Genomic DNA, 12592 nt, shown 5'->3' with positions numbered 1-12592 from the left:
GCAGGGCTTGGAACAGGCCGCTCAGACGTTTGGCCTCATCAGATCGTTGAACCTCACCGGCGCATCCGTCGATATCACCGTTGATTGCCTTGTTATGGGGGCTTTCCGCAGTTCTACATAAGAGCGACACAGTATCACTCATTATCCAGTGATCATCACTGACTGAAATGAAATAGATTGGCTGCTACTAGTGATTATCCGATCTTGTCTAGTGCGTCTCGACGTCGCTCTGGTGGACTCTGGTCATATCTCGCAATTGTCTCAATATTTTTGTGGCGAAGTTGATCTCGAGCAGTACTCAAGTCTGCTTCATCGATTAGCCCCGTTGCGAGTCCTCGACGAATCGAGTACCACGTCACCTGTCTGTTTTCAGTTGCGATGTTAGCAGTCTCACAGAGTTGATCGATGAGGTATGAGAGCGAACGTGAGTTATACGGATTTCCTTTGGTGGTCATCCAGAGAGTGTCACTGTCGTCGTACATTGGAATTGATGAGCGTTGATCGAGCCACCGTTCCAAGATGGTCGCAGTACGGTCACTGATAACCGGATCCCAAGCTTCTTCGCTTTTTGAGGACTCCTCTGTTGGGATCCGAATTGTCCGGGCACTGGTGTCTGCCCAATAGGTTTTGGCTCGGTTGACCTCAATTGGCCTGAGTCCAGTATCAAGTGAGACGAACACGAGAGAGGCGATCTTCCACCCATTGGCACGCTCCCAGTGCTCCAAGCCAATATCCTCTTTTGCTACATCGAATCGACGGGCTAGGAACCCCTTGTATCGATCTCTCTCTGTGGGAGTACAGCTGTTATAGTTCGGAATTGAACCGTACTCGAGCGATGCATCGCGTATTCGAGTGCGTTCATCTTTCGTCAGATAATCACGTGATGTCGACGTACCACTACCAGATGAGAACGTGAGCTCGGGTTCCCAGGGATCCATGTCGAAAGCGTGCTCTCGCCACCTGAACAGCGTTTTAAGTGATTTGTAGATGTGAGATTTCGTAGTGTCAGCATAGTCTGAGAGCGCGATTTCACGGAGGTAGGAGTCGGCATCATCATGAGTCACCGAGGTTGTATAGCCTCCATCTTCCCAGATGGATCTGTAGAAGGTATTCACGCGGTAGTGACGGACATTCATTGTTGATTCCGAGTAGCCCGTACTTGTTTCTGGAGACTTGCCCTGTGTGAGACACCAGGTGAGGAACTTCTCACGGTGATGCTTGTAGTCCTCCACTTGTCGTTGGTTGAGAGTCGATTCAGTTCCGTTTGGGATTAGTGGGATCCCTTTTATCTTGTCACTCATTTGTCTACTGGCGCGAAAAGTATCCAAAATCACGGGACCGCGACGGGTTTCCCGAAACTTGGATTTCGTAACTGATTCTGTACGCGGAGCTGTGGTCGCACCAGCAGAAGCCTCAATTCCGTCGGTATGAGGCCCTATTCGTCCCGATCTGTAGTTCCCCAGGAGCACTCCTGGCACTTGTAGCCGGTGACGAACTCGGTCACGCTCGGCATGTATCCGACCGAGATGACGTCGCCGCCGCACTCCGGACAGTCGCGGTCGGCGTCCGCGATCGACTCGGCCTCCAACACCGACTCTCCTTCGACCAGCTCTGCGAGCTTCTCGGGCGTCACCATCCGCCCCTGAACGACGCGGTTCGACATAGCGGCCGTTCGGGGTCGAGTGCCTAAACCCCGGCGACACGCGCGGCCCGCGCGGTGCCGACCGAACCGAGTCGAACGCGGGGGTCGCGGCCGGCGACGTCAGGCTACAGCCACGGCGCGCGGGAGTCGTCGTCGGTGAACGGGTCCGACCCGTCGTCGTCGCTCTCGCGCGCGTCGCCGCCGTTCGCGAGGACGGCCACGTCGTCGTCGACGACGGAAGCGGGCCCCGCCGGCGGCGCGTCGAGCGGCGGTTCGCTCGGCGCCTCCTCGGAGTCGTCGCCGGCGTCGGTCGGGGACGCGTCATCCCCGTCCGCGGAGCCGTCGGGCGCGTCGTCGTCGGGCGCCTCGTCATCGGGCGCGTCGTCGCCCGGAACGGGCCCCACGCCGTCGGAGTTCGGGTCGTACGCGAACAGGGCCGTCACGGCGAGGACGGCGAGCGCGACCGGCGCGTCCGTCTGCATGAGGTCGAACGGACCGAGCAGGATCGGCAACGCGAGCACGCCCAGCGCGACCGCGGAGCCGAACCGGAACCGGTCGATGTCGACGCGCCCGCGGAGGTGCGGCGACAGCAGCGCGATCGACAGCGCGAAGCCCACGCCGACCGCGGCGGCCGCGGTGCCGTTGACCACGTATTCGGTCGAGGTCCGCAGGGTGACTCCCGACGGGTCGAAGCTCGCGACGAGGCCGAGCCCGATGATCACACCCGGGCTCGGCAGGTACTCGCCGATCTCCGAGCTGGCGGTCTTGGCGGCGATCGTCAGGATGACCAGCCCGGCGAACCGCTCGAAGATGGACAGATTCAGGAGTTCCTGGAGCGTCGGCGCGAGCGCGGCCTCGACGGCGGCGACAGGAATGATCACCGCGCCGATCAGCAGCACGGAGGCCGCCATCTCCCGCCGGGAGCCGTCCATCTCCGCGAGGATCACCGCGGCGGTCGCGGAGCCGCCGAAGATCAGGATCCCGGTCTCGACGACGCCCGTCGCCGATCCGAGGACGCCGGCGACGACTAACGCCGGGAAGATGCCGTCGATGAGCGGCAGGGCCATCACGGTCGCGAGCAGCTTCGTCGCGCTCCCGACCTGCTGTTCTAATCGCAGGGCGACCGGGTGACGTGACGTGCTCATTTAGGGACGATAGCCCTGACCGTCGGGGTGGCGGTGGGACGCGTGCGACTCGCAGTGGTCCGGGGACCAGCACGCGGAGTCCACGCCGCGGAAGGTCCGACGAGCCCATGTAAAGCGTTTGCGCGGATTGCCGGCTGTAAAGCGGACGCCGAGGGCGGCGTTCGGCTGGCCGGCGATGCGCGCGTTCACGGGACTGTCGGAGTCCATATCTAATATACGTGTTTCGGTCGCGTTAAAGGTTGTGTGAGACCCGTCCGCACGACACAGATCATCGACGGCGAAGCTGGGGGTTCGACGACGATACGTCAGCTCTCTCCGGCGTTCCCCGATCATCTCTCGATTTCGGCCGCCGCGACCGACAATCAGGTTCTGACGGTGAGGCCCGTCCGTCGCGCTCGCAGCCACCGGGTTCTCGACCGATAACTGGGCACAGACGTGTATACAACGCGGGTTCGGATGTGACTAACGCCCACGTCCGTGCCATCTCGCAACGCTTTTCATCGGCCGTTCGTGACGGATTATATGGCGACAGATTCTGGCCGATTCTCGGCGAAGCTCGACGTTCCCGAAGCGCTGACGTTCGACGACGTACTACTCCGCCCGAAGGAGAGCCGGGTCGAGCCCGACGACGCGGACCTCTCCACCCGCGTGTCGAAAAACGTCGAACTCACGGTTCCCGTGCTGTCGGCGGCGATGGACACCGTCACCGAGAGCGACCTCGCCATCGCGATGGCGCGCGAGGGCGGGCTCGGCGTCCTCCACCGCAACATGACCGTCGAGGAGACGGCCGCCGAGGTCGAGCGCGTCAAGCGCGCCCACGAGCTCGTCATCCGCCGCGAGAACGTCGTCACCGTCTCGCCGGACGACACCGTCCGTGAGGCCGACGCGGTGATGGAGCGGCAGGGCGTCTCCGGCGCCCCCGTCGTCGCCGAGGACGACACCGTCCTCGGGATCATCTCCGGCACCGACATCCGCCCGTACCTCGAGGTCGGCGAGGACGACGCCGTCCGCGAGGCGATGACCGACGAGGTCATCACCGCGCCGGAGGACGTCGAGGCGCGCGAGGCGCTCGAACTGATGTACGACCACAAGATCGAGCGCGTCCCGGTCGTCGACGGCGACGACCGGCTCGTCGGACTGGTGACGATGCAGGGGATCCTCCAGCGCCGCGAACACGAGGAGGCCGCCCGGGACGAGGAGGGACGGCTGATCGCCGGCGTCGCCGTCGGCCCCTTCGAGGAGGAGCGCGCCGTCGCGGCCGACGAGGCCGGCGTCGACGTGGTCTTCATCGACTGCGCGCACGCCCACAACCTCAACGTCCTCGACTCCGCGGAGGCGATCAAGGCGACCGTCGACGCCGACGTCGTCGTCGGTAACGTCGGGACGCGCGAGGCGGCCGAGGCCGCGGTCGACTTCGCCGACGGGCTGAAGGTCGGCATCGGCCCGGGCTCTATCTGTACCACGCGCGTGGTCAGCGGCGCGGGCATGCCCCAGATGACCGCGGTCGCGGAGGTCGCGGACGTCGCGGCCGACCACGGCGTGCCCGTGATCGCCGACGGCGGCATCCGCTACTCCGGCGACGCGATCAAGGCCATCGCGGCGGGCGCCGACGCGGTGATGCTCGGCTCCTACTTCGCCGGCACCGACGAGGCGCCGGGGCGCGTCATCACGATGCAGGGGAAGAAGTACAAACAGTACCGCGGGATGGGCTCCGTCGGCGCGATGAAGTCCGGCGGCGGCGACCGCTACCTCAAGGAGGAGGACGAAGACGAGGAGTTCGTCCCCGAGGGCGTCGAGGCGGCGACGCCGTACAAGGGAAGCCTCGGCTCCGAGCTCCACCAGCTCACCGGCGGGATGCGCTCCGGGATGGGGTACGTCGGCGCCGAGACCGTCCCCGATCTCCACGAGCGCGCGGAGTTCGTCCGCGTCTCCTCGGCGGGCCAGAGCGAGAGCCACCCGCACGACGTGATGATCACCGACGAGGCGCCCAACTACAGCCCGGACGAGTAACCGCGACCGGTCGCCGGCCGGAGGCGTCCGGTCTCGCCTCCGTCCCGGTGGCCGACCTCGCCGCCGGTCGACCGACCATTCGGACGGCGTGTCGAAGAGGTATTTTAATATAGCCAGCGGCGAGACGAAACGTGTGAGCGAACACCCCCTCGCTCCCGTCATCCATGAGTGAGCAACCGCCGCTGGTCCTCGTGGTCGAGGACGAACCCGATCTGGCCGACCTGTACGCCGCTTGGCTCGGCGACGAGTACCGCGTGCGAACCGCGTACGGCGGCCGCGAGGCCCTCGACGAACTCGACGAGGCCGACGACGAGGTCGACGCGATACTCCTCGACCGACGGATGCCCGGCCTCTCGGGCGACGAGGTCCTCACGGCCGCCCGGGACCGCGGCATCGACTGCCGGATCGCGATGGTCACCGCCGTCGAGCCCGACTTCGACATCTTGGAGATGGGGTTCGACGACTACTTGGTGAAACCCGTCACCAGCGACACCCTCCGAGAGACCGTCGAGGGGTTGCTGCGGCGCGGCGAGTACGACACCGAGGTCCAGGACCTGTTCTCGCTGACCTCGAAGAAGGCGATGCTGGAGGCCGAAAAGAGCGCGAGCGACCTCGCGAGCAACGAGGAGTACCAGCGGCTCACCGACCGGATCGAAGAGCTCCGCGAGCGGGCCGACGAGTCCCGGGACGCGGTCGCGACCGACGACGAGGACTACGAGAAGCTCTTTCAGGACTTCGACACCGACGCGTAGCCGGGGAGATGCCGTAGCCCGAGGGGGATTACCGCCGACTCTTTATCACCGGTCCCGCCGAACGAGAGGCACATGCGCGTCCGGGACCTGCCGCTGTCTCAGCCCGTCGTCGACCACTTCGCCGAGCGCGGCGTGCGCGAGCTGTACCCGCCGCAGCGCGCGGCGGTCGACGCGGGCGTCTGCGAGGGCGCCGACGTCGTGGCCGCGGTGCCGACCGCCTCCGGCAAGACGCTCGTCGCCCAGCTCGCGCTGCTGACGGCCGACGGCCCCGGGCTGTACGTCTGTCCGCTCCGCGCGCTCGCCCGCGAGAAGTACGAGACGTTCGCGGCGCTGCCCGGCGTCGACGTGGGGATCTCCACCGGCGACTTCGACGCGACGGGCGAGGCGCTCGCGGGCAACGACGTGGTCGTCGCGACGAGCGAGAAGGTCGATTCCGCGATCCGGAACGGCGCCTCGTGGGTCGACGAGCTGGCCTGCGTCGTCGTCGACGAGATCCACCTGCTCGGCGCCGAGCGTCGCGGGCCGACGCTCGAAGTGACGCTGTCGACGCTCCGGCGGCGGAACCCCGACCTCCAGACGGTGGCGCTGTCGGCGACCGTCGACAACCCCGAGGCGATCGCGGACTGGCTCGACGCCGCCCTCGTCGAATCCGAGTGGCGCCCGGTCGATCTCCGGACCGGCGTCGCCGTCGCCGGCGAGGTCGCGTTCGACGACGGGACGAGCCTCTCCGTCGACGTCGCGGACGACGCCGACTCGGCGGCCGGCGCCGGTTCCGATCTCGACGCCGACCGAGACGGCCCGGACGCCGAGAGCGACCCGACCGAGGTCACGGCTGCGCTGGTCGCCGACGCGGTCGCGGACGGCGGGCAGTGTCTCGCGTTCGTCCGCTCCCGCCGCGAGGCGGTCGACCTCGCGGAGCGGCTCGCCGAGGAGGGCCTCGCCGCGGAGCTGGGGGTGGAGGACGCGGCCGCCGCGGCGGCCGAGCAGGCCACCGACGTGGACGGGACGCTCACGGGGCGACAGCTCGCGGACTGCCTGCGCGCGGGCGTCGCCTTCCACCACGCCGGGCTCCGCTCCGGCCACCGCGCGGTCGTCGAGTCCGCGTTCCGCGAGCGCAACGTCGCCTGTATCTGCGCCACGCCCACGCTGGCGGCCGGCGTCAACGTCCCCGCCCGCCGGGTCGTCGTCCGCGACCAGCGCCGGTACGGCGAGGGCGGGATGTCGTGGATCCCGACGCTGGAGGTCCACCAGATGTGCGGGCGGGCGGGGCGTCCGGGGCTCGACCCCCACGGCGAGGCGGTCCTCGTCGCGGACGCCGACACGCGCGCGGAAGTCCGCGAGCGGTACGTCGAGGGCGAGCCGGAGGCCGTCGAGTCGCAGCTCGCCGATCCGGGTGCGCTCCGGACGCACGTCCTCGCGGCGATCGCGACGGAGTTCGCGGCGACCGAGTCGGAGATCCTCGACGTGTTCGAGGGGACGTTCTACGCGCGGGAGGCGGGCGCGGGCGGCCTCGCCGACGCGGTCGCCGTCGCGGTCGACGACCTCGTCGCCGCCGGGATGGTCGCCCGGGAGACGGGCGGGATCGAGGAGTACCGCCTCGTCGCCACGGCCGTCGGCGAGACCACCTCGAAGCAGTACGTCCGGCCGGAGACCGGCGAGCGGATCGTCGCCGGACTGCGGACGGCCGCGGACCTGTCGGACGCGACGACGCTCACCGCCTTCGAGGTGATCTGCGACACGCCGGACATGCAGGACACCTACCTCGGTAACGCCGAGCGCGCCGAGATCTACCAGTTCGCGCGGACCAACGCCGCGCACCTGACCACGGACATGACCGAGCCGGACGACTTCGAGGGCTGGCTGGAGTCGGTGAAGACCGCGCGCATCTTAGACGAGTGGATCGGCGGCGCGACCGTCGAGGAGCTGGTCGAGCGCTACCGTATCGGGCCGGGCGACCTCGACTCCCGGGTCGAGCGCGCCGAGTGGCTGCTGAGCGCGGCCGAGGCGCTCGGCGAGACGACCGGCGTGCGCGTCCCCGCGGTGTCGCGGGCGCGGTCGCGGCTGTGAGTGGCGGAGTCGGTCGCGACTGGAAGAATCAGGGTCGGTCGCGGCCGCGAAAGAAGGAACGAGAGAGGCCGGTCGATCGCCGCCGGAGCCGACCGTCGACGGCTCAGTCGGCCGAGCCGACCGCGCGGTGGAACGGCGTTCGGGCGATGGTCTGTCGCAGCTCCGCCAGCGAGTCGCGGCCGACGTCGCTCGCGGCGGACATCACCGCGAACACCTCCTGTCTGGACACCTTCACGCCGGTCTCGGTGAGCGCGTCCTCCGGGCGGCTCCCGAGCTCGCGGAGGGTACCGACCGCGAGCAGGTACGGGACGGTCCACGCCTCCATCGTGTTGCCGTTCGAGAGCGGCATCGTCTCCAGGTACGCCTGCGCGTCGTCGAGGAACGAGCGGGCGTAGTCGGCGGTCCGGTCGACGACGCGCGCGGACGACTCGCGGTTCTCGGGGTGAACGACGCGCTCTTGGTCGACGCCCTCCGCTTCGAGCCACTCGGCGGGGAGGTAGACGTTGTTCTCCTCGGTGTAGTCGTCGTAGACGTCCTTTGAGACGTTCACGAGCTGGAGGAGGAGGCCGAACTCCTCGGCGGTCTCCCGCAGGCGCTTCGCACGCTCCTCGCCGATGTCGCCGCGGGTGAGCAGGTTCGTGATGAGGTTGCCGACGGTCCCGGCCGCGTAGTAGCAGTACTGCTCTAACTCGTCGCGGTCGTCGATTCGGAGACCGCCCTCCGTGGCGTGACGGTCGACGAACATCGCCATCCCGTCGACCATCTCCAACACCGGCGGGACGATGGCCTCCTGGGCCTCGGGGTCGAGCTCCTCGAACGTCGCGGCGATGGTGGGCGACTCCGCGACGACGGTCCAGTCCTCGTCGCGCTCGGCCGGCAGCCACTCGTCGACCGCCTCGCGGAACTCGCCGATTTCGGTCTCGTCGTCCGGGTCGATCGCCCGCCGGTACGTCCGCAACACGTCGCTCTGGGCGTCCGGTGGGATGTGGCCGGCGTCTTCCACCGTGTCGGCGACGCGACAGAGGAGATAGCCCACGCAGATCTGCGACGCCATCGGCTCCTCTAACACGTCGACAGTCAACGCGAAGGTCCGCGAGACCCCTTGGACCGCCTCGTGACACCACGCGAGGTCGGCCTCGCCGGGGGCGTGTTCTCGTCCGCTCATTCAGTTGCCAGTGTTTACGGCACAACGCATAAAAAGCCTCGTGGAACGTCCGCCGAGCGTCGGTCGCGGGGAGAGCGACCGAAACCGCACGCCTCCGCCCCCGATCGCCTCGACGAACCGTCGACCCGTGTACAACCGTGTGAAAACGGCTAAGTCCGCCCGGCCGAACGCCGATTCATGGAGTTCACGCTCACCGAAGAGCAGCGTCAGATCCGCGACACCGTCGCGGAGTTCGTCGACGAGGAGGTCGTCCCCCGCGCGGCCGAGATCGACGAGACCGACGAGTTCCCCGCCGATCTAGTCGAGGAGATGGCCGACCTCGGCCTCATGGGCATGCCGTTCCCGGTCGAGTACGAGGGGGCGGGCCTCGACTACCACAGCTACGCGATCGGGCTCGAAGAGATCGCTCGGGGGTCGGGCGGACTCGGCACCGTCGTCGCCGCCCACACGTCGCTGGCCGGGAACATGATCTACGAGTTCGGCGACGAGGCCCAGAAACAGGAGTACCTCACCGCCCTGAACACCGCCGAGGACATCGGCGCGTTCGCGCTCTCGGAGGCCGAGGCCGGCTCGGACGTGCCCGCGATGTCGACGACCGCGGAGCGCGACGGCGACGGCTACGTCGTCGACGGCGGCAAGCTCTGGATCTCGAACGGCTCCGTCGCCGACACCGTCACGCTGTTCGCGAAGACCGACCCCGACGCGGGGCGGAAGGGCATCTCGTCGTTCGTCGTTCGCCCCGAGGAGGACGACGGATTCGTCGTCGAGGGGACGGAAGACAAGCTCGGCGACAAGGGGTGTCCGACCGCCGAGCTCCGGTTCGACGACATGTGGATCTCCGAGGAGCGCCGGCTCGGCGAGGAGGGCGAGGGGTTCGTTCAGGCGCTGAAGACGCTCAACGGCGGCCGGATCACCATCGCGGCGCGCTCGGTCGGCATCGCGCGGGCCGCGCTCAACGAGGCGACGTCGTACGCCCAGCAGCGCGAGCAGTTCGACCGCCCCATTAGCGACTTTCAGGCGATCCAGCACAAGCTCGCGGACATGGACACAAAGGCGCGCGCCGCGGAGCTTTTGATGCACGAGGCGGCCGACCTGAAGATGCGCGACGAGGACTTCATCAAGGAGGCCGCGCAGGCGAAGCTGTACGCCTCGGAGATCGCCCGCGAGGTCGCCAACGAGGGGATTCAGATCCACGGCGGCTACGGCTACACCAAGGATTTCCCCGCCGAGCGCTTCTACCGCGACGCGAAGCTCTCGGAGATCTACGAGGGGACGAGCGAAGTGTTGCGCAACACGATCGCCCAACAGCTCCTCGACGAGTAGGGAGTTCCGCGGCGCACCTCAGTCCCGCGAGTCGGCGTCGTCGCTCTCGTCGTTGTCGTCGTTCCCGCCCTCTCGCTCGCTCTCCGCCCCGCTTCGGTCCCGGTCGCCGCCCGCGTTCGGCCCGTGCGCGACGTCCGCGTCCGACGGGTTCTGGTCGACCGCGTACTCGCCCGTGTCGATCCGTTCCGCGGGCTCCGAGTAGTCGCGGTCGCTCGGCGAGAAGTCCGGACGGACGACGCCGTCGTCGGGTATCTCCGGGCCGTCTCCGGTGGGCTCGTCGGGCTCCGCATCGGCACCGACCTCTCCGACTGTCTCATCGGCACCGACCTCTCCGACTGTCTCGTCGATCTCGGCCGCGCGCTCGCTCCCGTCGTCGTCGAGCCACTCGAAGGAGTCGCTCTCCGACTGTCGCCGCTCCGCGACGGCGATCGCGAGGCGCTCGGTGAGCGTCTCTCGCAGCGCCTCCGCCTCGTCGATCTCGAAGTCGACGGCCGCGGCGTCGCTGCCGGTCAGCGAGCCGGTCCCCGCCGTGTCGGCGACGATCGTCGCGACGCCCCAGCGCCGTTGGAACACGGTGCGGCTGTCGATCACGTTCTGGATCCGGTAGTACGGCACGACGGCGACGGTGCGACTCCAGAACCCGTTCCGCGTGAGCAGGTGGTCCTCCCCGATCCAGTAGCCGCGGTGCTTCCACTTCAGGTGCGCCGCGGGCGGAACGGCGAGGAGGAGCGCGGCGACGCCGTACCAGGGAAGCGACGGAGAGACGTACCAATTTACCCCGTACGCGATCCCCGTGAGGAGGCCGACGATCAGCGCGTACCGGACGGCGTACCGCCACCGTATCCGTTTCGGCGGGCGGCTGAACTCCGGGCTTCCGAACGACTCGATCTCGTGTGCGAGCCGGTACACCCGGTCCGTCGCGGCGATCGGCACGGCGGACTGGTTGCCGGAGTCACCCCCCTGCCCGGGCGCGTACCCGGCGGTCTCGATCGAGAGGCTCGCGTAGCCGAGCGCGCGCTTGGCCGGGTTGTCCGTGATCCGCAGCGTCTGGACCTTTTCGGTCGGGATCGACCCGCTGTACCGACGGAACAGCCCGCGCTCGTAGCGCAGCTCGTCGCCGGCACGAGAGAGCCGGAACCCGTAGTAGTTCGAGAACGCGACCCCCGCTCCGATGAGCCACGACGCGATGAAGAGGACCGCGACCCCGACGATCGCCGTGGCGGTCAGCGCGGCGGCGGACGTCTCCGGCAGAAAGCCTGACAGCACCGGGAACGACCCGGAGCTGAGGAACGCGAGGAGCCCGATCAGTCGCCCGTCGAACGACAGCGCGCCGACGAGGGCCAGTTCGCTCGGGGAGATGGCGAACAGGACCTCCTCCTTGGGAGCGAAGGCGTCGTCGCGGCCGCCCTCGACCGCGTCGCGGTCCGCCGTGCCGGTCGCGGCCGCCTCGTCGCCCTCGTCCCGCCGACCGGCGCCGGACTTCCGGCGCTGGACCTCGCGTTGGAGCCGGGTCGCCTCGTCGGGCGTCACGAAGCGGATCGACCCCTCGGTGCTGGAGCCGCCCGCGGTCTCTAGATCGACCGCGGCGACGCCGATGGCGCGCTGGACCACGCCGCGGCTCACGTCGACGTTCTGTATCCGCCGGTACGGGATCTCCCGCTCGCGTCTGGAGATCACGCCCGAGGAGATGTCGAGCGTGTCCTCGGTGAGCTCGTACTCGAACCGTCGGTAGTACGCGACCTCGTAGGCGAAGGCCGCGAGGAGGATCGCGGCGCCGCCGCCGACCGCGATCGGGAGGCCGAACCCGCCGCTGTTCACGATCACGAACAGCGCGACGGCGGTCCCGGCCGCCTTCTGGAGCGCGCGGTACGGAACCGACTGCGGCGCCAGCTTCACACCGCGTCCTCCCCGTCGGCGCGGATCGCCAGCCGCTTCAGTTCCTCGCGGAGGTCGCTCGCGCCGTCCGGCGTGAGCCCGGGGATCCGCACGTCGGCGCCCCGCGATCCGGCGGTGTACACCACGCAGGAGGCCAGCCCGACGGTCCGCTCGATCGGGCCGCGGCGCGAGTCGACGTGCTGGATCCGCACCAGCGGCACCGTCGTCCGGACCTGCGTGATCACGCCCCGGTCGAGGTAGAGGGCGTCCTCGCGGATCTCGTAGCTCCAGCGGCGGTACTTGAGCAGCGCGTGCGCCACCGTGAGCGCGAGGACGACGGCCCCGACGGCGACCGGCGCCCACCGCGGGAGGTACTCGAGGTACGCGCCCGCGACGAACGGGGCGGTGACGAGCGCCGAGACCAACACCGCTCGGAGGATCCACACGATCTGGACTCGGGGGTGGAGGGTCTGTGCCGTCATCGACGGTCCCCCGCCGCGTGTCCGCGTGTCATGACCGCCGATTGACGGCCCCGACGTATAAGTCCGACCGGAACGGTCAGCCGACGGTTCGTCGCGACCGAAGTGACCGTGATAGACACGTTCTACCGGAC

At 68.2% G+C, this 12592-nt stretch carries 10 protein-coding genes and 1 pseudogene; 5 read left to right on the top strand and 6 right to left on the bottom strand.

The window, feature by feature from the left end:
• Nucleotides 1-121 (top strand): annotated as a pseudogene (locus tag EXE46_RS06895) (IS1595 family transposase); the annotation flags it as partial.
• 73 nt (nucleotides 122-194) lie between these two features.
• Here the strand turns inward: EXE46_RS06895 and EXE46_RS06890 are convergent.
• From EXE46_RS06890 to EXE46_RS06880, 3 genes are all read right to left on the bottom strand, one after another.
• Nucleotides 195-1301 carry a site-specific integrase gene (locus EXE46_RS06890; protein WP_137687691.1) on the bottom strand — a complete coding sequence of 369 codons (1107 nt, stop codon included), beginning with the start codon at nucleotides 1299-1301 and terminating at the stop codon, nucleotides 195-197.
• Between the two features lie 134 nt (nucleotides 1302-1435).
• Nucleotides 1436-1663 carry a DUF5795 family protein gene (locus EXE46_RS06885; protein ID WP_137687690.1) on the bottom strand — a complete coding sequence of 76 codons (228 nt, stop codon included), beginning with the start codon at nucleotides 1661-1663 and terminating at the stop codon, nucleotides 1436-1438.
• 104 nt (nucleotides 1664-1767) lie between these two features.
• Nucleotides 1768-2787: a DUF5794 domain-containing protein gene (locus tag EXE46_RS06880; RefSeq protein WP_137687689.1), complete on the bottom strand. Its 1020-nt coding sequence runs from the start codon at nucleotides 2785-2787 to the stop codon at nucleotides 1768-1770.
• Nucleotides 2788-3309: 522 nt separating this feature from the next.
• On the opposite strand from EXE46_RS06880, the gene guaB reads away from it, so the two are divergent.
• The 3 genes from guaB to EXE46_RS06860 all read left to right on the top strand — a co-directional run bounded on the left by guaB (nucleotide 3310) and on the right by EXE46_RS06860 (nucleotide 7616).
• The gene (gene guaB / locus EXE46_RS06870) at nucleotides 3310-4797 is read left to right on the top strand and encodes an IMP dehydrogenase (protein WP_137687687.1); all 1488 of its coding nucleotides are present in this window, start codon (nucleotides 3310-3312) and stop codon (nucleotides 4795-4797) included.
• A 164-nt stretch (nucleotides 4798-4961) separates the two neighbouring features.
• Nucleotides 4962-5549, top strand: coding sequence for a HalX domain-containing protein (locus EXE46_RS06865; protein ID WP_137687686.1), 588 nt, complete (start codon nucleotides 4962-4964; stop codon nucleotides 5547-5549).
• Between the two features lie 72 nt (nucleotides 5550-5621).
• Complete coding sequence (locus EXE46_RS06860; protein ID WP_137687685.1) at nucleotides 5622-7616, top strand: DEAD/DEAH box helicase; 1995 nt, start codon at nucleotides 5622-5624, stop codon at nucleotides 7614-7616.
• Between the two features lie 103 nt (nucleotides 7617-7719).
• Here the strand turns inward: EXE46_RS06860 and EXE46_RS06855 are convergent, their stop codons facing one another.
• A complete protein-coding gene (locus EXE46_RS06855; protein ID WP_137687684.1) occupies nucleotides 7720-8781 on the bottom strand; it encodes a phytoene/squalene synthase family protein in 1062 nt (353 codons plus the stop codon).
• Nucleotides 8782-8958: 177 nt separating this feature from the next.
• On the opposite strand from EXE46_RS06855, the gene EXE46_RS06850 reads away from it, so the two are divergent.
• Nucleotides 8959-10104: an acyl-CoA dehydrogenase family protein gene (locus EXE46_RS06850; RefSeq protein ID WP_137687683.1), complete on the top strand. Its 1146-nt coding sequence runs from the start codon at nucleotides 8959-8961 to the stop codon at nucleotides 10102-10104.
• Nucleotides 10105-10122: 18 nt separating this feature from the next.
• Here EXE46_RS06850 and EXE46_RS06845 read toward each other — a convergent pair whose 3' ends face one another.
• Both EXE46_RS06845 and EXE46_RS06840 read right to left on the bottom strand, forming a co-directional pair.
• Nucleotides 10123-12000 carry a PH domain-containing protein gene (locus EXE46_RS06845; protein WP_137687682.1) on the bottom strand — a complete coding sequence of 626 codons (1878 nt, stop codon included), beginning with the start codon at nucleotides 11998-12000 and terminating at the stop codon, nucleotides 10123-10125.
• Complete coding sequence (locus EXE46_RS06840; protein WP_137687681.1) at nucleotides 11997-12461, bottom strand: PH domain-containing protein; 465 nt, start codon at nucleotides 12459-12461, stop codon at nucleotides 11997-11999. Before EXE46_RS06840 ends, EXE46_RS06845 begins: the two co-directional genes overlap by 4 nt.
• Nucleotides 12462-12592: the final 131 nt, after the last annotated feature.

The sequence above is a fragment of the Halorubrum sp. GN11_10-6_MGM genome (assembly GCF_005435165.1).
In the GTDB taxonomy this organism is placed as follows: domain Archaea; phylum Halobacteriota; class Halobacteria; order Halobacteriales; family Haloferacaceae; genus Halorubrum.
The sequence above is the reverse complement of the archived record's forward strand: the minus strand, read 5'-3'. Positions and strand labels throughout refer to the sequence as shown.

Coding starts and splice junctions, on each gene's coding strand:
- EXE46_RS06890 (WP_137687691.1), bottom strand. CDS start 1,301: ATGAGTGACAAGATAAAAGGGATCCCACTAATCCCAAACGGAACTGAA.
- EXE46_RS06885 (WP_137687690.1), bottom strand. CDS start 1,663: ATGTCGAACCGCGTCGTTCAGGGGCGGATGGTGACGCCCGAGAAGCTC.
- EXE46_RS06880 (WP_137687689.1), bottom strand. CDS start 2,787: ATGAGCACGTCACGTCACCCGGTCGCCCTGCGATTAGAACAGCAGGTC.
- guaB (WP_137687687.1), top strand. CDS start 3,310: ATGGCGACAGATTCTGGCCGATTCTCGGCGAAGCTCGACGTTCCCGAA.
- EXE46_RS06865 (WP_137687686.1), top strand. CDS start 4,962: ATGAGTGAGCAACCGCCGCTGGTCCTCGTGGTCGAGGACGAACCCGAT.
- EXE46_RS06860 (WP_137687685.1), top strand. CDS start 5,622: ATGCGCGTCCGGGACCTGCCGCTGTCTCAGCCCGTCGTCGACCACTTC.
- EXE46_RS06855 (WP_137687684.1), bottom strand. CDS start 8,781: ATGAGCGGACGAGAACACGCCCCCGGCGAGGCCGACCTCGCGTGGTGT.
- EXE46_RS06850 (WP_137687683.1), top strand. CDS start 8,959: ATGGAGTTCACGCTCACCGAAGAGCAGCGTCAGATCCGCGACACCGTC.
- EXE46_RS06840 (WP_137687681.1), bottom strand. CDS start 12,461: ATGACGGCACAGACCCTCCACCCCCGAGTCCAGATCGTGTGGATCCTC.